General features: G+C 66.9%; 16 protein-coding genes and 4 pseudogenes. 10 read left to right on the forward strand and 10 right to left on the reverse strand.

Going from position 1 to position 21,474, the window contains the following annotated elements; translation table 11 throughout:
• Positions 1-72: 72 nt before the first annotated feature.
• The 3 genes and pseudogenes from QOZ89_RS22060 to QOZ89_RS22070 form a co-directional block, all read right to left on the reverse strand.
• Positions 73-192, reverse strand: a pseudogene (locus QOZ89_RS22060) (thiolase C-terminal domain-containing protein); the annotation flags it as partial.
• Positions 193-718: 526 nt separating this feature from the next.
• On the reverse strand, positions 719-1,294 hold the full coding sequence (locus QOZ89_RS22065) for a hypothetical protein (protein WP_312624917.1): 576 nt from the start codon (positions 1,292-1,294) through the stop codon (positions 719-721).
• Positions 1,258-1,416: a hypothetical protein gene (locus tag QOZ89_RS22070; RefSeq protein WP_312624919.1), complete on the reverse strand. Its 159-nt coding sequence runs from the start codon at positions 1,414-1,416 to the stop codon at positions 1,258-1,260. The genes QOZ89_RS22065 and QOZ89_RS22070 overlap by 37 nt, the downstream gene beginning before the upstream one ends.
• 360 nt (positions 1,417-1,776) lie before the next feature.
• Here QOZ89_RS22070 and QOZ89_RS22075 point away from each other — a divergent pair, with 360 nt between their 5' ends.
• Positions 1,777-2,520, forward strand: coding sequence for an SDR family NAD(P)-dependent oxidoreductase (locus QOZ89_RS22075; protein ID WP_071053819.1), 744 nt, complete (start codon positions 1,777-1,779; stop codon positions 2,518-2,520).
• A 122-nt stretch (positions 2,521-2,642) separates the two neighbouring features.
• Here QOZ89_RS22075 and QOZ89_RS22080 read toward each other — a convergent pair whose 3' ends face one another.
• Positions 2,643-2,819: a MarR family winged helix-turn-helix transcriptional regulator gene (locus tag QOZ89_RS22080; RefSeq protein WP_083419982.1), complete on the reverse strand. Its 177-nt coding sequence runs from the start codon at positions 2,817-2,819 to the stop codon at positions 2,643-2,645.
• A 373-nt stretch (positions 2,820-3,192) separates the two neighbouring features.
• Between QOZ89_RS22080 and QOZ89_RS22085 the strand changes: the two are divergent.
• The 5 genes and pseudogenes from QOZ89_RS22085 to QOZ89_RS22105 all read left to right on the forward strand — a co-directional run.
• Positions 3,193-3,321, forward strand: a pseudogene (locus tag QOZ89_RS22085) (hypothetical protein); the annotation flags it as partial.
• A 343-nt stretch (positions 3,322-3,664) separates the two neighbouring features.
• Positions 3,665-5,932 (forward strand): diguanylate cyclase domain-containing protein, encoded by a 2,268-nt coding sequence (locus QOZ89_RS22090; protein ID WP_312624922.1) that lies wholly within the window; start codon positions 3,665-3,667, stop codon positions 5,930-5,932.
• Between the two features lie 421 nt (positions 5,933-6,353).
• Positions 6,354-6,479 (forward strand): hypothetical protein, encoded by a 126-nt coding sequence (locus QOZ89_RS22095; RefSeq protein ID WP_312624924.1) that lies wholly within the window; start codon positions 6,354-6,356, stop codon positions 6,477-6,479.
• Positions 6,476-7,477, forward strand: a complete 1,002-nt coding sequence (locus tag QOZ89_RS22100) for a VOC family protein (protein WP_312624926.1) — start codon at positions 6,476-6,478, stop codon at positions 7,475-7,477. Before QOZ89_RS22095 ends, QOZ89_RS22100 begins: the two co-directional genes overlap by 4 nt.
• 952 nt (positions 7,478-8,429) lie before the next feature.
• Positions 8,430-9,695 carry an ABC transporter substrate-binding protein gene (locus QOZ89_RS22105; protein ID WP_312624928.1) on the forward strand — a complete coding sequence of 422 codons (1,266 nt, stop codon included), beginning with the start codon at positions 8,430-8,432 and terminating at the stop codon, positions 9,693-9,695.
• A gap of 610 nt (positions 9,696-10,305) precedes the next feature.
• Here QOZ89_RS22105 and QOZ89_RS22110 read toward each other — a convergent pair.
• A pseudogene (locus QOZ89_RS22110) lies at positions 10,306-10,875 on the reverse strand (IS66 family transposase); the annotation flags it as partial.
• 346 nt (positions 10,876-11,221) lie between these two features.
• Between QOZ89_RS22110 and QOZ89_RS22115 the strand changes: the two are divergent.
• Positions 11,222-11,368: a hypothetical protein gene (locus tag QOZ89_RS22115; RefSeq protein WP_157910542.1), complete on the forward strand. Its 147-nt coding sequence runs from the start codon at positions 11,222-11,224 to the stop codon at positions 11,366-11,368.
• Here the strand turns inward: QOZ89_RS22115 and QOZ89_RS22120 are convergent.
• Positions 11,341-11,544 carry a LacI family DNA-binding transcriptional regulator gene (locus QOZ89_RS22120; protein WP_312624931.1) on the reverse strand — a complete coding sequence of 68 codons (204 nt, stop codon included), beginning with the start codon at positions 11,542-11,544 and terminating at the stop codon, positions 11,341-11,343. The two genes, QOZ89_RS22115 and QOZ89_RS22120, sit on opposite strands and share 28 nt — an antisense overlap.
• Before the next feature lie 451 nt (positions 11,545-11,995).
• Between QOZ89_RS22120 and QOZ89_RS48320 the strand changes: the two are divergent.
• Both QOZ89_RS48320 and QOZ89_RS22130 read left to right on the forward strand, forming a co-directional pair.
• Positions 11,996-12,190, forward strand: a pseudogene (locus tag QOZ89_RS48320) (hypothetical protein); the annotation flags it as partial.
• 397 nt (positions 12,191-12,587) lie between these two features.
• A complete protein-coding gene (locus QOZ89_RS22130) occupies positions 12,588-13,703 on the forward strand; it encodes an ABC transporter ATP-binding protein (protein ID WP_071048577.1) in 1,116 nt (371 codons plus the stop codon).
• A 104-nt stretch (positions 13,704-13,807) separates the two neighbouring features.
• Here QOZ89_RS22130 and QOZ89_RS22135 read toward each other — a convergent pair whose 3' ends face one another.
• The 4 genes from QOZ89_RS22135 to QOZ89_RS22150 form a co-directional block, all read right to left on the reverse strand.
• On the reverse strand, positions 13,808-16,471 hold the full coding sequence (locus tag QOZ89_RS22135) for an alpha-L-rhamnosidase (protein WP_083418544.1): 2,664 nt from the start codon (positions 16,469-16,471) through the stop codon (positions 13,808-13,810).
• Positions 16,472-16,538: 67 nt separating this feature from the next.
• Positions 16,539-17,444 (reverse strand): carbohydrate ABC transporter permease, encoded by a 906-nt coding sequence (locus QOZ89_RS22140; protein WP_071048576.1) that lies wholly within the window; start codon positions 17,442-17,444, stop codon positions 16,539-16,541.
• Positions 17,445-17,448: 4 nt separating this feature from the next.
• A complete protein-coding gene (locus QOZ89_RS22145; RefSeq protein ID WP_241841683.1) occupies positions 17,449-18,300 on the reverse strand; it encodes a carbohydrate ABC transporter permease in 852 nt (283 codons plus the stop codon).
• Between the two features lie 143 nt (positions 18,301-18,443).
• Entirely contained in the window at positions 18,444-19,760 is a 1,317-nt protein-coding gene (locus QOZ89_RS22150) for an ABC transporter substrate-binding protein (RefSeq protein ID WP_241841682.1), read from the reverse strand.
• A 382-nt stretch (positions 19,761-20,142) separates the two neighbouring features.
• On the opposite strand from QOZ89_RS22150, the gene QOZ89_RS22155 reads away from it, so the two are divergent.
• Entirely contained in the window at positions 20,143-21,210 is a 1,068-nt protein-coding gene (locus tag QOZ89_RS22155) for a LacI family DNA-binding transcriptional regulator (RefSeq protein ID WP_083418542.1), read from the forward strand.
• Positions 21,211-21,474 lie beyond the last annotated feature (264 nt).

Below are 21,474 nucleotides of genomic sequence, written 5' to 3' on the forward strand. Positions count from 1 at the left end.
GCGACCTGCGCGCCGCGTTCGACGGCACCAGCACCAGCCTCGACGCAGCGCGCCTTGACCTTCAGGTTGATGACCCGGAGCGGCTGGTCCGCCAGAGGTGTTGAGCGGCAGGTCACCGTCACGGGCGATCCGCCTGCCACCCTCAACGAACGGCCTCGACTCACCGCGGCCACAGAAGCCGAGCGCTTCCAGCTAGTACAGGACAATGCGCCCGCCGGCCGAGGGCCGCGTCGTACGCGTCGCTGTCCGCCGCTCGGTGACCGGTTTCTGCTCGGCATCGGGGTCGGCCACGCCCCGGGGTGGACGCCGGGGAGCTCCGGCCCGCACCGCCCGCCGATGGCGGCGATGGGGCTTTCCTCGGCAGCCTCGCACAGCGGAGCCACCGGTGCTGGCCGAGGGGCGGGTGCTGGCCGCGCTCGGCCGGTGTCCGGATCCCAGGACCGGAACGACCCGTCCTATGCCGCGCTCGAGCCTTGACGCCCGACCGACGCTCTCCCGCCCACCACACTCAGGCGAACCGCCGCCAGAAGATCAGGGCCCCTCAAGCGCCCGCTTGATCATCTCGGCACCGACGTGCGGTCGGTACGCAGGTCCAGGCCGTTTCACCCAACAGACTGCCGAGACCCTAACCGGGCAGATCCTTCACAGCGACGAGTCCCGGAAGAGCTGGGCCTGAGCGTCGCCGGCCACCGCGACAAGGTCGATGGTCTTGGCGGCGCTAATCCTTCAGCGGTTGCTGCGCCTGGAGTTCAATGAGCTGCCCGAACGGGTAAAAACCCGGACCGATGACATCCGTGTAGAGGAACGCCTGGTGGACCTCGGTACCGAGCGAGCGGAGCCCGACCGGAAAGGGTGGGTACACCGTCACGCGACCGGCGAGTTCGGCGGGAAGCTTGTGTTCGAGACGGTCGAGCACCGTCTTTAGCTCGTCGAGGTCCGGATACCGCAGCCCGAAATGCGCGACATGACCAGGCTTCTTCCGTACCAGATCGTTTTGCTCGAGCGCGACGCGAAGCTCGTCGTCGGCCTGCATCCTGCGCCTGAGGACGTCCTCGAGCTGCAGTTGCGACTCGCCGATCTCGGAGACGTACAGAACGTTGTTGAGCCTATCGAGCTCGCTCGCCTCCGCAAAGACAGCCAGGTACGTCGACCTCGCCCCGAACTCCTTCGTGACATCCAGGACGGTGCAACCCAGCGTCTCGAACAACAGGGCCGCGAGCTGACCTTCGCCAGAGCGGTGCAGCAGCTCGACATGGTTCAGAAAATGATTGTCGTACTCGGTGAAAGTCCCCACAGCTTGCGATCCTCTCGCGTTGCTTGAATGGAGAGCGAAGCGGCCAGCAGAAACTCGCCGGGGATGATGCGCTCACGAGCGGCATCGATAATTTCCCACACGTCGAGTACCGCCGGCTTCATGCGCGTCCGCCTCACACGTCACGCTCGTCTGGGCCGCCGCGCTGTCCCGTCGGCCTTACCCTCCCGAATCCTGAGCCCGCCCCCTCCCGTGCTCCGGCTCGCGTCGCGACCGCGGTTCAACGCCACTCCGACCCTGATCCACCGCGGACGGCCAGGTCACGCAGGGTGTTCCTCTCAACGACCGAACGAGCGAATCCTTATAAGTTATGTGACTACGGTACAGTCACCGCTGAGCCCGGTCAAGAGCCTGTCCGCCCCTTGCGCGTCAGCGTCATCTTGTATACAAGATAGGTTCCTGCATACATCACGAGTCCGACCGCAGGGAGAGCCGATGCGCCTGGCCGGGGAGGAAGAGGTACCATGAGCCGAGTTGCAGCCGTCACCGGCGGCGCCTCGGGCATGGGACTATCCATCAGCGAGCACCTTGCCCGCCGCGGACACCGCGTGGCGATCCTCGACGTGAATGGGGACCTCGCCCATCAGGCCGCCGAAGGGCTACAGGAAAGCGGCGCGAAAGCTATGGCGTGCGCCGTAGACGTCTCCCATCGAGCCGCGGTCGACGAGGCGCTGGCAAAGGTGCGCGCCGAGTTCGGACCCGTCGAAGTCATGGTCACCTCCGCCGCGGTCGCGCCGTTTCATCCCTTCACCGAGATCACACTCGAGTCATGGCACCGTGTCCTCGCGGTGAACCTGACCGGCACGTTCCACTGCTTACAGGCGGCAATCCCCGACATGGTCACCGCCGACTGGGGCCGCATCGTCACGATCACGTCATCGGCCGCCCAGATCATGACCCCCAACCACGCGCACTACGCCGCGTCCAAGGGCGGCGTGATCACGCTGACAAGAGCGATCGCCTTTGAGTACGCACGGCAGGGGATCACGGCGAACACCATTGCACCCCACATGATCGACACCCCGATGTACCGCCAGGCCCGCGTCGAAATCGGCGATCCGACGGGCGACGGGGGTGCCAGCCGCATCCCCGTCGGCCGGCTGGGTACGGGCGACGACATCGCCGCCGCCTGCCTGTACCTTTGCTCCGAGGAAGCCAGCTACATCACAGGACAACTGTTCGGCGTCAACGGCGGAGCCATCCCGTAACGCGGCGGCTCGCGACATGAATATTACCTTTCAAAACTCGCTGGGACCACTTGCCGGCGGCAGACTGCAGGTTGTCAACGACATCGTCCAGGTCCTCGGCCACGGAGATCTGGCGTCAGGGCTCAAGCGCGCCCGTTTCGCTCGACGAGACCCAGGCCTTCCAGCGCGGTGAGCGTCTGCTGGGCCGCCTGCGGCGTGATGAACATCAGGCGGGCAAGGTCGGCGGCCGAGAGCCCGGGACGTTGGGCGAGCCGGATCAGGACGCCACCCTGGGCAGAGGTGACGCCGTGGGCGCGCATCGCCTCGTCGGCGGCGCGCCGGGTGTAGTGGAAGGCCTGCTTGATGAGCCACGAGATGTGCTCTCGCGGTTCGAACTCCCCTCCCGTTACGCACCCCCGATCTGGTCGCCGCGGCCCGTCGGGCCGGCACCCGGTGGTCCAGTCACCCCGCGCGCCGGCCGCCCTCGGATCACAAGTTCTTGTGAAGCACAGCGAGCGTATGCTCGCTTACCGTAACTTTACCGTCAAGAGCTTGATTACCACGCTTGCATACGAATCATGATATTGTATACACGCACCCGCGCGTGATCCGCGTCAGGCAGAGACGGAATGCGGCCGCCGACGAGGGCCCGCCCGCGCCACCGTGGCGACGTTCGGGCGCGTCGACGTCCTGGTGAACAACGCGGCGACCGTCGCCGGCCGCAAATGGGACGTCGACTACCTCAGCAGCGACGAGTACGCGGTCCACACGGAGGTCAACTTCTTCGGCGTCCTGCTCTGCATGCAGAAGACCATTCCCGTGATGATCGAGAACGGCGGCGGCTCCATCGTCAACATCTCCTCGGTCGGTTCGTTCAACGCGTGCGGCTTTGGCCGCGACGGGCTCAGACGAGCCGCGAGGGCGTGCCCGGAGGCGCTCGTCGGGTACCCGTGCCGCGCGGGACGCGCTCGCCGCCGGCGGCCAGACCGCCTCGCCGACGATGTCGCGTCGGTGTCGATGACCCATCGGGTTATAACAGGCCGGGCGCGGCTACTTACTGTGAGTGTCGGAAGATATCCGACCCGTGACAGCGGACCAATCGGGGTCGCGGATGTACCCGCGGAAGCGTTCGATGACCGGCGGCCCTGGCTTGCGGTGGTGGTCGGTGGCGGTGGCGTGTGCCGTCCTGACCCTCGCCGTGGTGATCTGCGCCGTGACTGTCCCCACGACGGCGGCCACGTTGATCGTCCGCTCGACGAACGCGGCCAGCTGTCTGGCCGCCGCGGTCTGCATGGCCTGGACCGGCTGGCGGACCCGGGGCGCCGACCGCCGCTGGCGTCTGATCATCGCGCCAGCGGCCGCGGTGCTGGCGGCCACCTCGGCGTGGTATGCCCAGCTCGGCCTCAGGCACGGCGAGCCGTTTCCCCCGCAGCTCCCGGCGTCGGCAGCGGGATTCGTCCTGACGGCCGTGCTGGCGCTGGCCGGCGTGCTGGCATTCCCCACCGACCCGCTCAACGCTCGCCGGACCGACGACAGCGGCTCTTACTGGTACGCGATCGTTGCTCTCGACAGCCTGGCGGTCGTCGGCTCCGTGGCCACACTCCTGTGGTCGGTGCTGCTGACACCGATCGCGCGGAGCGCGCACATCGACATCCGGACACTCACCATCCCGATCGTGGCGACGCTCGGCAGTCTCCTGCTCCTGGTCGGTGTCCTGCTGCTGGGCACCGTCCGCCGGCCACGATCAGGGCTCGCGCTCGGCCTGCTCGGGGCCGGCATGGCCGGGCTGACGTTGACCCTCACGGCCGCCATGTTCAACATCGCCGCGGGAGGACGCGGAGCCGTGCCGGTCACGGACGTCGGGTTCGTCGTGGGCTGGCTGCTCATCTTCCTGTCCGGTCTCGTGCCGATCCGGGCGGCGCGGCCCTCGGACCTGGACGACACCCGTCCTCAGACGCTGTGGATGCACGCGGTTTTGCCGTATGTGGCGCTGGGGGCCGTCGGCGCGCTGGCCGTCGGCCAGACGATCGCCGGCACGCCCATCAGCAGCGTCGAGCGGGACGGTCTGCTCGGACTGCTGGTGGTGGTGCTGATCCGGCAGGTGCTGACATTGCGGGACAACGCCCGGCTGCTCGCCTCCATCCAGGCGAGCCGGCGCGATCTGCACTACCAGGCCTCCCACGACCCACTGACGGGACTCGCGAACCGGGCACTCTTCACCGACCGCCTGCGGCACACTCTCACCCAGCGCGACGACCGCCCCTTCGCGCTGCTGTTCTGCGATCTGGACAATTTCAAACAGGTCAACGACACCTTCGGTCACCCCGCCGGAGACGAGCTGCTACGGATCACCGCCCGCCGGCTCCGGGACGGCGTCCGATCGGGGGACACCGTCGCCAGGCTGGGAGGTGACGAGTTCGCGGTCATTTTCGAGAACAGCCGCGACGGCCCGGGGGCCGAGTCACTCTCGCGCCGTCTCGCCGCCACCATCCGTGCACCCTGCACCCTGGCGGGACACCGCCATCGCGTCGGCGCCAGCCTCGGGCTGGTCCTCGCGAGCCGCAACGGCGGCGCGGATGCCGAAACCCTACAGCGCGAAGCCGACCTCGCCATGTACGCGGCAAAGCGGCAACGGAAAGGCGAGCTGGTCGTCTACCGCCCCGACCTCACGATGATCGACACCGCGCCACGGATGTCCGGCGACCTCACCCGCCTGCTGCACGGCGAGGACGACGCCGGCACCTTGGACGTCGCCTACCGGCCCGTCGTCCACCTCCGGGACGGGCGGACCGTGGCGGCGGACGCCGAGCCACGCTGGCGCCATCCAGGCCACGGCGAGATCCCGTCCGGACAGCTACGCCAGCTCGCCGACGAAGCCCGGCTGGCCGACGGGCTCCTCTGGCTCACCCTCCAACGGGTCTGCGGCGACCTCGCGACCACCGAGCGACGCTCCGCACCCGTGCCCGTCCTCGTCACCATCCCCCTCGACGCGATCCTCGACCGCACGCCGCTGACCGACATCGCCGCGCTGCTGCCGGGCCCCAGCCCATGCTCCCTGATCCTCACGCTCGCCGGTACCCGCGGCGGCGCGGACCTGGCCGCGACGGTCCCCGCGCTACTACCTCTCACCGACCGCGGCGCAGCCCTCGCGCTCGACGGAGTCGGCGAGAATGCGGACATGTTCGCCGCCTGCCGCGTCCTACCCATCCGAATGATCAGGATGCACCACTCCATGACCGACACCGGCGCCACCGACCGCGCCCAGATCCGCCAGGTTCGCGACACCATCCTCGCCGCCGCCGCGCGCCTCGAGCTGATCGTGACGGCCACCGGCATCAACGACCACACACAGGCACGCGAACTCGCCCTCGCCGGCTGCGACCTGGGCACCGGCCCGCTCTACGGCCAGGCCCGCCCCCTCGCCGATCTGTGATCGACGCCACCCCGACCCTGATCCACCGCGAACGGCCACGTCATGCAGGAGTGCCCCTCGACGGCCAAATGGGTAAAGCCTTATAAGCTATATGACCATGGTACGATCACCGGCGAGCCCGCTCAAGAGCCTGTCCACCCCTTGCGCGTCAGCGTCATCATTGTATACAAAATGGGTTCGTGCTTACATCGCGAGTCCGACCTCAGAGAGGGCCGACGCGCCCGGCCGGGGAGGAAAGAGGGATGTCACACCCACTTCATGCCGTCAGCCTGGCAGAGCCCCGCGACGGCGATCCCAAGTCGGAGGTTGGCCGCTACGGGCAAGGTCTTGGCCGAACGCGCGGAGACGGGCTGCCCCAGCGGGCGGTCGCCATGACGTGTACGGGTGCCGGGGCAACGGCGAGGTTGGAAGTGCAGGTCCGATGACCGCGGGGTTCGAGCTGCTCTTGGACCGGCTCCCGAACCTCCGGCTCGCCGAGGAGGCCCGGGTGTTCGGTGCCGGACTGCGCGGCCCGAAGACGCTGCACGTCGCCTGGGACGCGGCGTGAGCATCACCTTGCTCTACGGGTGCGCCCACATCGAGCTCACCGTCCACGACCTGCGCCGTGCCACCTCGTTCATGGCGAGCGTGCTCGGCGCCGGCCCGATCGAGCAGAAGCTGGCCGCGGACCTCAACACGACCTTGGCGGGCGTCTTCGCCGTGGAGCACCTCGGCTGTGGCAAGGCCGTGTTCCAGTTCTGCCAGCCCCTCACCGCGTCGGAGCCGCTCGACCAGCGGACGGTCCACCGGCGGTACCTCGATGACGTCGGGCCCTGCGTCACGAACCTCAACTACTACGTCGACGACACCGAGCACGCCCACGAGCTGCTGGCGGCCGTCGGCGCCCCAACGCTCATGGCCGGCCCGTCGTGGTTCATCCCGTCCCTCGGTGACTACGGGCCCGACAACACCAAGCCCGTCGACGAGCGGGCGAACCTGTACTTCATGGGGTCCCGCTCGCTGCTGGGCTTCGACCTGGAGCTGCTAGAACCGAACTTCCGGTACCTCGCCAAGCAGACGCTCCAGTACCCCGCCTTCGTGCAGCCCCGGCCGGTCGTCGACGACCTCGTCGACGACCTGCTCCGGCTGCGGGTCGTCGTCGGCGACCTCGAGGCGACTCGACGACACCTGACGTCGCTCGTCGCCCCCGCCAGCCGCGGTACGCCGCACAACCTCCCCGCGGGCGCGTGGGGGAAAGGGTTCCGGATGAGGGTGGGCGGGCTCGAGATCGAGTACGTCGAACCGCACCCCTCCGCCCCGCTCGCCGGCCCGCTGGAGCGGTACGGCCCCGGCGTGGTGAGCGCGGTCTTCGGCGTGGGCGACCTCGACGGCGTCGTCCGCCAGATCGACCAGGCCGACCTCCTCGGCGCGCCGGCCGCGTTCGCGAGCACCCTCGACGACACTGGCACGCGGACCTACGAGATCGGCAGCCGTGACATCGTCGGGTTCGACATCGTGCTGGAGGAAACGCCGGCGACCGCAGCCGCGACGCTCGCCGCTTCGTAACTCCTACGACGTCGCGTGCGGCACGCCCTGTGGGGTGCCAGGCTGGAAGTCGACCTGGGCCCGTGACCTGGGACGATCCGACGTTCCGCCCACCGCCACGATGGTCAGCTGTGTCCGTACACCTGCTCTATTTGATCTTCATTCGGTTGTGTGGCCGGCTGGTGCTGCTCGGTCGTTCGTCGGCATCCAAGGACGTCCAGCTGCTCGTCCTTCGGCACGAGGTTGCAGTGCTGCGCCGTACCCAGCCGCGGCCGAGATGGGACTGGGCGGATCGGGCGGTGCTCGCCGTGCTGCTCAGACGCCCACAACCGCATCAGCCGCCTTCACGCTGACCTCCAACAGCAATGGCGGACCTACCCGAAACGGTTGCCCCCGGTGACCTGCTCGCAGGCGTGACCCCGGTCAGCTAGGGGACTGTTTCAAGATCGGCTCCGGCCCATCTTCCACTCTGTCGCAATTTCAGTGGTGACTATCTGTTGACGGCGGATGGTGGAGGATGAACCCACCCGAACCTGGACTGGTCCGCGGCGTCCGGATCGGCGCGCTGATGGATCACGCGTCCCGCGCCGGTGGCGACACCGAAGACCACCATCATTAGGCGATCCGACGGGAATAACAGATCACAATGCCTATCTACTCTCTGTTACCACTGAATGTGAGACGGAGCCAGAGTTCGTTGTTGTAGGCAACCTTTCCAGCGCGACCCGCGCGGCCCTCGGCTGACCCTCACCGGCTACCGCGGCCGATGTAATTATTTTGCCGCGCCCATAGCCGCTGCCCGTCCCGCCGGCTGGCCAGACCCGTCCAGATCGCCGGCACCTGCCGGCCCATCAAGATCTGCCACGGTCGGCGCGTCGGAGAATCGCAGCCTGGAGTGTGCGGACCGGCCGTCGGTGGACAAGGCCCAGGCTGTCGCGCTTCGTATAGAAACGTCAATGGGAGATGGCATTTCATGATCCTTCGCTGCCTGCGCATGCGTACCGCTTCGGCGACGATCGCCGCCATAGCGGTCGGGCTATCCACCGCCCTCGCCGCATGCGACACATCGTCGAACTCGAATACGAGCGCTGCCAATCCCTGCTCGACGCAGGAGCCAGGCGTGACCGCCGCTTCCGTCAAGATCGGCCTCATCTACCCCGACACCGGAGTCCCCGAGATCGCCTCCGCGTTCAAGGCGTCCCGCAGCGGCGTCGAGGCGCGCATCGACATGCAGAACGCCCGTGGCGGCGTCAACGGCCGCCAGATCGACCTGGTGTGGGGCGACGACCAGTCCGACGCCGCGACCTTCTCCACGGTCGCGCACGACCTGGTCGACACCCAGCGGGTCTTCGGCCTGATCGCCACATCGATCGTCCTCGACCAGTCAGCCGGCTGGCTCGAGAAGGAGAACATCCCCGTCACCGGAACCGGGACGAGCGCCACCTGGAGCAACCACCCCAACCTTTTCCATGCCGGCAACCTGTTCAACACCGGCGGCACCTCCGTCTTCGGCGACTTCGTCAAGGCACAGGGCGGCACCAAGGCGCTGGTCGTCGTCGACCCGAACGTCGCGGCATCCCGCAGCCTCGCGATGCAGTTCGTCCCCAGCCTGCAAAAACGCGGCATCCAGATCGTCGACGAGGTCACCTTCACCGAAGGGGTCACAGACCCGGCCAAGGTCGCCGCCGAGCTGAAAAATTCCGGCGCGGACACGCTCATCGGCACAGCCCAGTCCAACCCCTTCATCGACATCTACGCGAAGGCCAAGGCCCTCGGAGCCAAGATCAATGTGGCGTTGAACGCCACCGGTTTCAGCCCTGGTCTGCTCGCCCAGCGCGGCAGTGACATGGCCGGAATGTCGATCATCTCAAGTGTCGCCGCACAGGGCACTCCGGTGATGAACGCCTACCAGAACACCATGACCACCTACGCGCCGGAGCTGGCGGACCCCACCGACGAGCTCGCCCTCGCCGGATACGTGGCCGCGGACCAGATGATCCAGGGACTCCAACTCGCCGGGCCCTGCCCCACCCGCCAGGCCTTCATCGAGACTCTCCGCAGGGTGACCGACTTCACCGCCGGCGGCCTGATCCCCCCGATCAACCTGTCCCTGCCCACACAGCCGATCCTCTGCGAAAACTTCATCACCGTCGACCCGACAGGGCGCAGTTTCACCCCCGTCCCACCGCCCGCGGCACTCAACCGCGACGGCTACTGGTGCGGCCAAGCGCTCCAATAGCTCCACGGTGGACCATGGCGTTGATCCATGGTGGACAGGTCGCCGCGACCCGCGACTACCGGACGGCGACGCGGCAGCGCAACCAGCGAAGAACTGGCTTACTTCCCACCCGCTTCCACCGGCGCCTCGACCCCTTGGATGAACCTCGCCGAACGCCGATTCACCGAACTGAACAACCCGCATTGCCCACCGCTCCGTCGTCGAACCCGCGGTCGACACCGGCAGCTCGATCAAAACCTGGCGCAACGGCCCAAAATCGCCCATGTGGACTAAGGCCGTCAACGAGATCTTTAAATCCCCGCCACCACTACCAGCAAGTCGACGATCCAGACACCAGATGACCCGGCATTGTGTTTCTTGTGAGAATTCTCGGACTCGCCCCCTACATCCCACTCACTAACCCCTTCCTGTTGTCTCTCGGTTTCTTGCCTGTCGATGTCGACATGGTTGTGTGGTGGCCGCTTGGCCTTGGCCGCCCAATTCACTCTTCCCCGGTCTTGTTCTGCGACCGACAAGCCGGCTCTCCCTCACAGGTGATCCCCCGGGCGCGGCCCGATGTACCTATTTCCCACAACGGCGTTTCCTTCTCGTCAAAAGAGTCTTTATCGAGTAGCGCCTGCTCAGCCGGGTTGTTCGTCCAGGAATCCTGAAATCCGCGCAGAAGAGCCAGACCTGGTCGGCCTTCGCGGCGAGCCGCTTCGCCAGGACATAGGCGGGGTGGTTCGCGTCGTCCTTCCAGGCCGACACCGGTTGGTCAGCCGGCCCCACTGGACGTCGGTGTCGTAGCGGGTCCGCAGGTCGGCGAGCGACTCCGCGTCGAGGCGGTCCTTCCCGGCGGCGGTCGCGGCGACCACGGCGTGGTGGGCCTCGCGGAGCAGTTCGATGAGCCGGCCGGCCCAGGCCTGGACCTTCGGATCCAGGTTCGCCACGCCCCGCAGGTGGCGAATGACGTGCGCAGAACATTGCTGGATGCCGGCGAGCTGTGCGGCGAACTGGTACCAGCCGGCGTAGTCGTCCCGGACCAGGGTGCCGTGGTAGTCGGACAGGACATGCAGGCCGTCGATCGCCGCCGACGAGCGGGAGTGGATCCCGGCGTACCAGACCAGCCCCGGGCCCGGGGTGCGCACGGTGACGACGTGCGGGTCCCGGACAGCGGCTTCCCTGCCTCGTCGAGGTCCCGCAGATCCGGCGTGGGTCACCTGGGTTCAGCTCGGCGAGCGAGACCACCAGCGCCTGCTCAGCCTCCCCCTCGGTGGCGAACGGACCGCGCCGCGGGTGCCTGCGCCTCCCGCTCGGGCCTGGTGGAATCTCGCGGCGAAACCACCAGGCACCATTGTCGGACCGGCCCAACTTGGGGTAGTGCTTTCCGAGCTCCTTCTTCGTGAGCGGATCCTGGCAACTGCACCTCTTGAAGACAGAACCCTTCACCGGTCGACGCTCCAAGCGGCCGCCCGGCCTCGCGACGGGAGAACGTCCGAGCACACGTCGTCCGCAGCGCCGTCGACGGCCGGCTCACCCCGGCGACCGTGCTCCGCGTCGTCACGGCCCGGCCACGGGACCTGTCGGTGTTCCTCTGCGGTCCCGAGCCGCTCGTCGAAGCGATGACCGAAGGCCTGCGGGCCGGCGGCGTCCCCGCCGGCCGCTTCTACCGCGAGTACTTCGACTGGCGCTGACAATGCTCGACGCACCGCTCCGTCGGTGGTGGGTGGTGTTCGTCCGGCGACTCGGCCTCCTCGAGCAGCAGTTCCGCCGCAGGGGCGACCCGCGACGGTCGGTTCAGCAGGTTGGACACCGTGCCGACCGAGATCCCGGCCACGAGCGCGACCTCGCGGATGCTCGGCGTCGTCACCCTCCCCTCACGGTTGGATGGGAGCTCGGACATGGATCAAAACTGAAACGTGTCAAGCATGGGAACCCACGGGCGTGCGGGCCGGGCCACAACTGGTCGAGCCAGGGAGGCATCCCGGCTTGACGTGGCCCCCCAGGTCACCTATCGTTCGGGGACCGGTTATGAATCGTTTCAATTGTCTCAATCGGGCAGGACGTGCGCCAGGCATGCACCTGACGCCTCCGGACCTTCGTGTACACGCGTCATGACAAGAACGGGAACGAGATGGCCGATCTGACGGCGGTGAAGTCCGCGCTGAAGGCGCAGCAGATCGAGACACCGTCGTGGCCGCTCGGGAATGGTCGTCGACCTGCCAGCTGAGGCTCCGCTGTCCGACGTCGTCACCCGCCTCAAGGAACTGCACGCGGCCTACCGGGAGGACTACGCCGCCTACTAGCGGCGCCACACCACACCGGACTCGCCGCCGATGCGGGGCGCCGATCCGGCGATCGTGCTGGTCCCCGAGGTGGGCATGTTCAGCTTCGGAGCCGACAAGCAGACCGCCCGGGTCGCGGGCGAGTTCTACGTCAACGCGATCAACGTGGTGCGCGGGGCCGAGGCGGTCTCCCGGTACACCCCGATTGACGAGGCGGAGAAGTTCCGCTGAACCGGGTCGACGGCGTCCATGGATCCCGCACCCTCGTCGTCCTCGTCGCCGACCTCTGACGGCGGCAAGACGGCCTACCGCCCGGCACGGGTGGACCGCGAGGCCGCCTGGGCCTGGCCCGGCGAACCAGCCGCTGACGATTTAAGTCCGCGCTCCCTACTCCCTCCCTCCAGCCATACGACGGACGCAGTCACGCGACCGTCCTGCGGTCATCACTCATTCCTTACGGTCCCCGATTCGTTGCCGGTGACCGCTCGAAAATCCTACGAGAGTATTGACCAGGTGATACTCGACAGAGTACATTCTTTCGTATCGTCTCGTCCGGCCTTCACCAATCCCGTGCCGGACATCACTCGGATCGTCCGGCACGTTCCTGCCGGTGAGAGGGACGCCTGCGATGGCAACCGTCAACTTCGCCAAGGTCAGTAGAAGCTACCCGGGTAGCACAAGCCTGGCGGTGGACACGCTCGACCTTCAGATCGCGGCCGGGGAGTTTCTCGTCCTCGTCGGTCCGTCGGGGTGCGGCAAGTCCACGTCGTTACGCATGCTCGCTGGGCTGGAGGAGGTGGATTCCGGGGAGATCTGGATCGGCGACCGCGACGTCACCGATGTCGCTCCGAAGGCCCGGGACATCGCCATGGTCTTCCAGAACTACGCGCTCTACCCGCATATGACCGTCGCCGATAACATGGGTTTCGCGCTGAAGATCACCGGCGTCGGGAAGGATGAGCGTCACCGGCGGATCCGCGACGCCGCGAAACTGCTGGACCTCGAGCCCTACCTGGAGCGGAAGCCGAGAGCGCTTTCGGGCGGGCAACGGCAACGGGTCGCGATGGGACGGGCCATCGTCCGGGAACCGCAAGTGTTCCTGATGGACGAGCCGCTGTCCAACCTGGACGCCAAGCTGCGCGTGTCCACGCGCACCCAGATTGCTTCCCTACAGCGTCGTCTCGGGATCACCACCGTGTACGTCACTCACGACCAGGTCGAGGCGATGACAATGGGTGATCGGGTGGCCGTCCTCAAGGCCGGCAAGCTGCAACAGGTCGACGCTCCGCTCGCCCTGTACGAGCGACCGGCCAACGTCTTCGTGGCCAGCTTCATCGGGTCACCCGCGATGAACATCGCCGAGGTGCCGCTGCGCAACGACGGTGTCCAGCTCGGCGAGACCGTCATCCCGCTACCGCGCGAGACTGCGCAAGCAGCGGCCGCCGAGGGCGCCACGACCGTGACATTGGGGTTCCGGCCAGAGGCGTTGGACGTTAGCGGCGGCGGCCCGGGCTTCGAGGCCGTGATCAATCTTGTCGAAGAGCTCGGCCCCGACGCCTACCTCCACGGAACCATCGTCGCCCCTGAAACGGCCTCGCACGCGGACGAGGGCAAGAACGCCGATGTGGTAGTGCGAGTCAGCCCCCGCGGCGTCCCGCAGCGGGGCGAGAAGGTCCGGATGAGTATTCGCGAAGGGGAGCTCCACGTGTTCTCCGTCAAGACCGGTCAGCGCCTGCCCGGCTGAACCAGCCTCACGGCGCGTCCCACGGAGCTCATTCCGTGGGACGCGCCGTGGATCCGGAGTGCCGAAGATCAGCTAGGGTAAGTCTGATCCACTGCACACGGACGTCAAACCGGGCAGCGGTCTGGCCTGCCCCGGTCGGATCGGCCGGTGTGAGCGTGGTTATCCGATGGGGCGACCGAACCGCGACCGGGGGTGTCGACGGTGTGCTTTCCAGACCCCAGGGTCAGCCGCTCACGTCCGGGGAGTTCCACCATCCCGACGCACCCCTCGGGCACCGTGACGCGGGCAGTCATCCCGTCCGCGGTCACCTCCCAGGACAGCGCCGCCGTCCCATACGGAGTCTCGTGTCGGGTATTCGCCCACGTGATTCCGCCGCCGGGACGCGGCCTGTAGGCGATGGTGCGGTAGCCGGGCGCTGCTGGGGTGATGCCGCCGACGACGCGGTGCAGCCAGTCGGCCACGGCGCCGAAGGCGTAATGGTTGAACGACGTCATGCCGCCGGGGTTGAGGCTGCCGTCGGGGCGCAGGCTGTCCCAGCGTTCCCATATCGTGGTCGCTCCCTGGGTCACCGGGTAGAGCCAGGAGGGGCATTCGGTCTGCTGCAGCAGCCGGTAGGCGACGTCCAGATGTCCTGTATCAGTCAAGGCATCGCAGATGAGTGGGGTGCCGACGAACCCGGTGGCAATGTGGGCGTCTTCCGCCAAGACGAGGGCGGCGAGCCGGTCGCCGGCGGACTGACGCTGCGCGGGGTCGACGAGCAGGCCAAAGGCGAGGGCCACGCAGTATGCGGTGGGGCTGTCACTCGTCAGGCGGCCGGACGGCAGCACGTAGCGGCGACGGAAGGCCCGCGCAACGTCGTCGGCCAAGGTGGCGTACTGCGCCGCGGCGCCGGAGTCGCCAAGCTCCGCCGCCGACCAGGCCAGGTGGCGGGCTGACCACGCGAAGTAGGCGGTGGCGACGAGGTAGCGGTCGGTCCGCGAGGCCGCCGGGTCGTCGGGCGGTGCGGCGGGGTCGAGCCAGTCCCCCAACTGGAAGCCGGCGTCCCAGAGCCGGCTGGGTCCGGCGAGCCGTGCCACGAGGTCGACCCAGGCCCGGCCCGCGGGGAACTGACGGCGCAACAGCTCACGGTCGCCGAAACGCTCGTAGAGCACCCATGGAGCCACGGTCACGACGTCCCCCCAGGCGGCACCGGGACGGATCGGAGTCCACAGGGGACCGCCGGGGATCACGGGGACGTACCAGGGGACGGCGCCGTCCGGCAGCTGTTCGACGGCGACGTCGGTGAGCCAGGACTCGAGCATCCCCGCACAGTCGTACAGGAAGCTCGCGGTCGGGGCGAAGATCTGCAGGTCGCCGGTCCAGCCGAGCCGTTCGTCCCGGGCCGGACAGTCGGTGGGGATGTCCACGAAGTTGCCGCGCATACTCCATACGACGTTCTCGTGGAGCCGGTTGATCAGGTCGTCACTACATTCGAACCAACCGATGCGGCGCATGTCGGTGTGGTGGACCAGCGCGGCGACAGCGTCGGTGTTCAGCTCGCCCGGCCATCCAGCGACCTCCGCGTAGCGGAAACCGTGCAGGGTGAACCGCGGCTGCCAGGTACGCGGCCCGTCGCCCGCCACAATGTAGGTGTCGGTGGCGCGGGCTCCCCGCAGCGGTCGGGTGGCCAGTTCCCCGTCCTGCAGAACCTCCGCATGGCGCAGGGTGATGGCGGTCCCCGCCGGGCCGTCGACGGTGATACGTAGCCGTCCGACGAGGTTCTGGCCAAAATCGAGCAGGTAGCGGCCGTCCGGTCGGCGGGTGATCGCGACCGGGCTGACCTCCTCGGTGCACCGCACCGGCGGGCCTTGCGGCGCGACGAGCGTATGGGGGTCGCGGGTGCCGACGGCGACCGGTGCCCAGTCAGCCGTGGGTTCGGCGTGCGGCGTCGCCCAGCTCGGGTCGTCCAGGCGGGCGTCGAAGATTTCGCCCTCGTACAGGCCGCTGGCCACTATCGGCCCGGGCGCGGCGATCCATGAGGAATCGGTCGCGATGACAGTGCGGGTGCCGTCGTCGTACGTGACCTCGAGCTGGGCGATCAGGGATAGATCAGCGCCGTAGATGTTGCGGGTCCCGCCGTTGAAGCCGAGACGGCCTCGATACCAGCCATCGCCGAGCCACGCGCCAATGGTGTTGGCACCCTCGGAGAGGTGATCCGTGATGTCGTACGTGCGGTAGCGCAGCCGCGCGTGGTAGACGGTCCACCCGGGAGACAGGACGTCGTCACCCACCCGCCTTCCATTGATCTCCGCTTCGAACAGGCCGTGGGCGGTGATGTACAGGCGGGCGCGCGCGACGTGCCGGGCGAGGGTGAAGTCCTTACGTACCCGTGCTGGACGCCGGTCGCTGTCGGGGCCTTCGAGCGAGTCTGCGCGGACGGGGACGGCGCTCCAGTCGGACGCCGCCAGCAGGCCAGCCTCGACAACTCTCGGCGGGCTCCACTCGGACGGCTCGTCAGGTCGGTCCGCGGCCCCGGCCCAGACCCGGACACGGACACGGACACGCTCACGGGACGTAAGTGGTGCGCCGGGCCAGGGCACCAGGACCTGGTCGGCGCTGTCGATGCGGCCAGTGCGCCGCACGAGGCCGCATCGGTCGAGCTCGATCTCATACCCGACCTGGACGCGGGCACCGGCCGGCAGCGCCCATGACAGACGCGGTTCGGCGACGCCGACGCCGATGCCGTCCCGCAGGTGCTCGAATGACACCGGGCCAGGCTGGCGGAGCATAAATCAGACCCTCCGTGACGACGCAGTGCCTCAACCTGCGGCACCGGAACGGGGATTGGCGCGGGCGTCAGCCCTTGACTGCTCCTCCGGTCAGGCCCTTCATAACCTTCTGATTGAGGAAGAGATAGATCACGAGCGTACCGATGACGTTGATGCAGATGGCCGCGAACAGCGGGCCGTACTGGGTGGCGCCGAAGTCCCCGGTGAAGTTGAGCAGGCCGACCTGGATGGTGCGCAGGTCCTGGTTGTTAGTGAACGTCAACGCTATCAGAAGGTCGTTCCAGATAAAGAAGAACTGCACCAGTCCGACGGTCAGGATGGCGTTGCGGACCATGGGGATGCTAATACTCCAGAACGAGCGAAGAATCCCAGCGCCGTCAATGGTCGCCGCCTCGAACAATTCCCGTGGAACGGCCCTGTAGTAGGTGGCCATCATGAACACGGTCAGCGGCAGGCCGGTGCCGGTATAGGTAAGGATCAGCGGCCACAGAGTGCCCGACAGGCCGGCCCGGAAGTAGACGGTGAACAGCGGTAGCAGAATCATCTGGGAAGGTACCATGATGCCCGCGAGGAAGATTATCAGCATCAGGCCGCGCCCCTTCCACACCATGATCTGCAGGGCGAATCCGGCGGCGGTGCCAAGCACGATGATTAGTAGCAGGGCGGGAGCGGTGGCGAGCAAGCTGTTTCTCACATACAGCCCGATGTGCCCGGTCGTCCAGGCCTCGCTGTAGTTCCCCCACTCCCAGCTCGTCGGCAGACTCCAAGTGGACTTGTTCAGGTAGTCGCTGTTGGACTTCAGCGAGGTCAGGAACATCCACAGCAGGGGGTAGACCTCGACTACCAGCAATAGGCCGATAACTACCTTCACCCAGATCCGTCCGGGGTGGCGGCGTCGCCACAAGGCGCGGGTGGTTCCGGGCCGGCGAGCGCTGCCCGAGGCCTTCATCATCGGGGGTGAGTCGAGCGCCATGGCGTCAGCCCTCCGTTAGGTCGCGCCGCGAGACGCGGAAGATGGCCAGGGTTACCAGCAGGCACACAACTGTCAGCAGCAGGGCGATCGTGCTTCCGTAGCCATAGTCGCTGTAGGTGAACGACGTCTGGAACATGTAGAGGGTCAGCGGCGTGGTGGCATTGCCGGGGCCGCCGTTGGTCAGCGCGACGATGGAGTCGAAGACCTTCAACGTGCCGTTGATGCTGAAGATCAGCGCCGACATCAGCACCGGGAACGACAGCGGTAGCACGATGTGACGCACCAGCCGAAGGCCCGATGCCCCGTCAAGACGGGCCGACTCCAGCACTTCGTCGGGGATGTCGACCAGGCCAGCGAACAGGAGGACGGCGTAGAAGCCCATGGAGCGCCAGATGTCCATGATGACCAGGACCCAGAATGCTTTGCCGGGGCTGCCGAACCAGTCGACCGAGCCCACGCCCACCGTGGAGAGCAGCGAGTTCATCGGACCGGTCTGCGGGGCGACCTGGAAGAACTTCTGGAAGAGCAGACCGACCGCCACGGTGGGCATGATGACCGGGAAGAACACCAACGTGCGGATGACCGCGGAAGCGCGCTTGAGGAAGAAGATGTACAGCAGAGCGAGCAGGTAGCCGGCGAGCACTTGTCCGACGGTCACGGCGACGCCGTATTTGAGGCTGAACCAGAGTGCCTTGTGGGCGGCCGTGTCACTGAACAGGCGCTGGAAGTTGTGCAGGCCGTTGCCGGTGAAGCCGTCGATGGTGTTGCCTTTGGTGAACGAGTACCCCAACGACCACACCATCGGAACCAACATGACGAGGGAATAGACGAGCAGGGCGGGACCTATCAGGGTCACAATGGCCCTGCGGTCACCTAATACGCGGTGCATAAGCGCTTTCCACTTCGTGTGGGGATGCGGGCAGAAAGTAGGTCGAGATTTGCCAAGGGTGGCTCAGGAGCCGCCATGACGGCGGCTCCTGAGCCGCACACGGCTCGGGCTCAGCTACCCGACAGGGCCCTCTGAACGGTCTGCATGAACTGCTCCGGGCTCATGCTCCCCGTGACCAGCGAAGCCGCGTTCGTCTGGCTGACGTTGGTGGCCTTAGTGCTGAACAGAGCCTCGAACCACAGGACGTTCTGCGTCGACGCGCCGATGGTCTTCCTCACCTGCGTGGTGATCGAATTCGGGTCCTGAACGGGGGTGTTGACCTTGAATCCCGAGATGGAACCTTGGTCCTTAAGCGCGACGCTGCCGTAGTTCTGGGTGATGCACTTGACCCAGGCGCCAACCCTGCTGTCGAAGGTCTTGGCTCCCAGGGTCATCGCCAGGCCGACGTTGGAGGGATACTGGTCAATCGAGCCCTTACCATCGGGGACGGCGGGGAAGGGCATGAAGCCGATGTTCTCGGCGCCCACCTGGTCCTGCTTGGGGTCGTCAATGTTCGTCAGCGCCCAGCTGCCCATGTAGAACATGGCCGCTTTGCCGGTAAGGAACTGGTTAAACGCGGTGTCGTAGTCGATCGACCCGACGCCCTTGCCGAAGTAGCCGTTCTTGCCGAGTTCGGCCACCTTCGCCGCGGCCTCGACGTACTGGGGGTCGGTCAGCTTGGCCTTGCCGTCGGCGACGTCCTTCATTGCGTCCGGCCCCAGGCTGCGGTATAGGTAGCCGCTTACCAGCCGGGTGATAGGCCAGCCCTGCTGGCCGGAGGCAGCGAACGGCTGCACCCCCGCCGACTGCAGCGTGGCCGCGTCCGACACCAGCGCGTCCCATGTCGAGGGCACTGACAGGCCGTGCTCGTTGAACACCTTCTTGTTGTAGAAGATGCCCTCGATGTTGTACTCGTACGGCAAGACCTCCATCTTGCCCCCGTACAGCGCCTTGATCGTGGAGATCGCCGCCGGCTCAATCTGGTCGTATACGCCGAGATCCCTCAGCTTCGTCTCGAGGTCGGCGATCTTGCCGGACTTGTAGAGCTGATCTGTCAGCGCGGGCGCGTTACCTGCGGCGAACTGGACCGGCAGGGCGTTCTGCCCGGCGAGCAACTGGAGCTTCTGGTCCAAGCTCGTCTGCGGCACAGTGTCCACGTTCAGGGGTAATGTCTGGTTCTGCGCCTTACATGCACCATTCGCCAGAGTGCCCAGGCCCGTCTTGACGGTGGTGTTCTCGACGTTCGTCAGATAGCTGAACTGTTTCGGCGCGGAGGACGAGCCCGTGCCCGTGCCTCCACACGCCGCTACCAGAACCGCCACGGCGGTGGCGCTCGCCGCGAGACCAGTGATCCGTGCCCTGCGGGCGCGGAGAGAGTGGATGATCACAGTTGGCTCCCTGTCGTCGTTCAGGCAGAGGTAGGCGGAGACTCGGATCGCGCCGGCGCGTATAACGTTCTCCATGCGGAAGTGGGACAAGGCTGCACTCAGCCCACCGCTGTGTCAAGACCTCCAGGCCGCCATCGGGGTCGAGGTCCTCTAGCTGGGTCGCCGAACCGCTGGCGAGCTCGGTCAGCTCGGACCGCAGGTCGACCAGCACGTCCGGGACCTCCGCCCGCCAGGATGCAGGCCCCGCAGCGAGTCCACGGTCTTGAGGCCGCGACGGCACCGCCCCCGTGTGGCGATCGGCCTCGCGCCTATGATCAGGCTAGCTCGTGCGCGTGACACGATGTAGATCGTTCTATAGGCATGACTCAGGAGTACACCAGGCATGGACTCGTCGCCAAAACGGACGAAGCGCGTGACGATCACAGATGTGGCACGGCACGCTGGCGTCTCCACCCCCGCGGTCTCCAAGGTGCTGCGCAACGCCTACGGGGTGAGCCCCGCGATGCAGGAGCGGGTTCGTGCGGCCATGGCCGAACTGGACTACCGGCCCCACGCCGCCGCGCGCGGCATGCGTGGACGCACCTATACGATCGGCGTCCTGCTGGACAACATCCGTAACCCCTTCTTCGCCGACATCCTCGACGGAGTCCGCGACCAATTACGCGACAGTGAGTACACCGTCCTGGTCGGGGCGGCCGGGTTCGGCGCTGATGACCAGGCCAAGACCATCCGCTCCATGGTCGACCGCCGGATGGACGGACTGATCCTGATCGCGCCCGGAACCCCGCGCAGCGAAGTGCTCACCATGGCCGCCGCCACTCCTACGGTGGTCATCGGCCACCACGACGCTGCCGACGTTCATGACTCGGTCGTGGATGCGGACGCCATCGGCGCGGGACTCGTGGTGGATCACCTCGTGTCCCTCGGCCACCGCGACATCGCTCTGGTAGCAGCAGCGGGGACCAAGGTGAGCCTGTGGAAGCGCACTCCGGAGATTGAGCTCACAAACGGCTATCTGGAGGCGATGAGCGGCCACGGCCTGCAGGAGCATGCCCGCGTCTGTCGCGCTGCCTACTCAGACGACGGCGGCTACAAGGCCGGCAGGCAACTGCTTACCGGCGCAGAACCTCCAACGGCCATCATGACAGGCGCGGACATCGCCGCCCTCGGCGTCTACCGCGCGGCGCACGAAATGGGCGTACGCGTCCCCGAGGAACTGTCCCTTGTCGGCTACAACAACACCGCCATCGCGGCCCTTGCCCCCGTGCAACTAACCAGCGTCGACCAAGCCGGCCAGGAAATGGGAGCCGCCGCCGCGAAGATGCTCATCGAGCGAGTGGAAGGCCATCGGAACCGCGCTATGCAGACCTCGATGACACCCCAGCTCGCCATCCGCCACAGCACGGCACCCCCGAGGCTTACGCCGGTTCTCGGACTGCGCTCTTCATGAGAAACAAGGACATGTGGGATAATTACACTCCTCCCATGACCCCCCAACGACATCGCCAGACGAAGAGACAACGCAACCACCCCACCACGCGCACGCACGGAAGACGGGGTTTGGCTCAATGCGTCCGAGCCCCTCGAATGAACGCGATCATGGAACGGTGGGTAGGAACCTGCCACCGAGAGCTCCTCGACCGAACCTTGATCTACAACCAGCGGCATCTCCTGCATGCGCTCCGCGAATACGAGGCGTTCTAGCCAGGTAGCC

The organism is Pseudofrankia coriaricola (genome assembly GCF_032027725.1).
Taxonomy (GTDB): Bacteria; Actinomycetota; Actinomycetes; order Frankiales; family Frankiaceae; genus Pseudofrankia.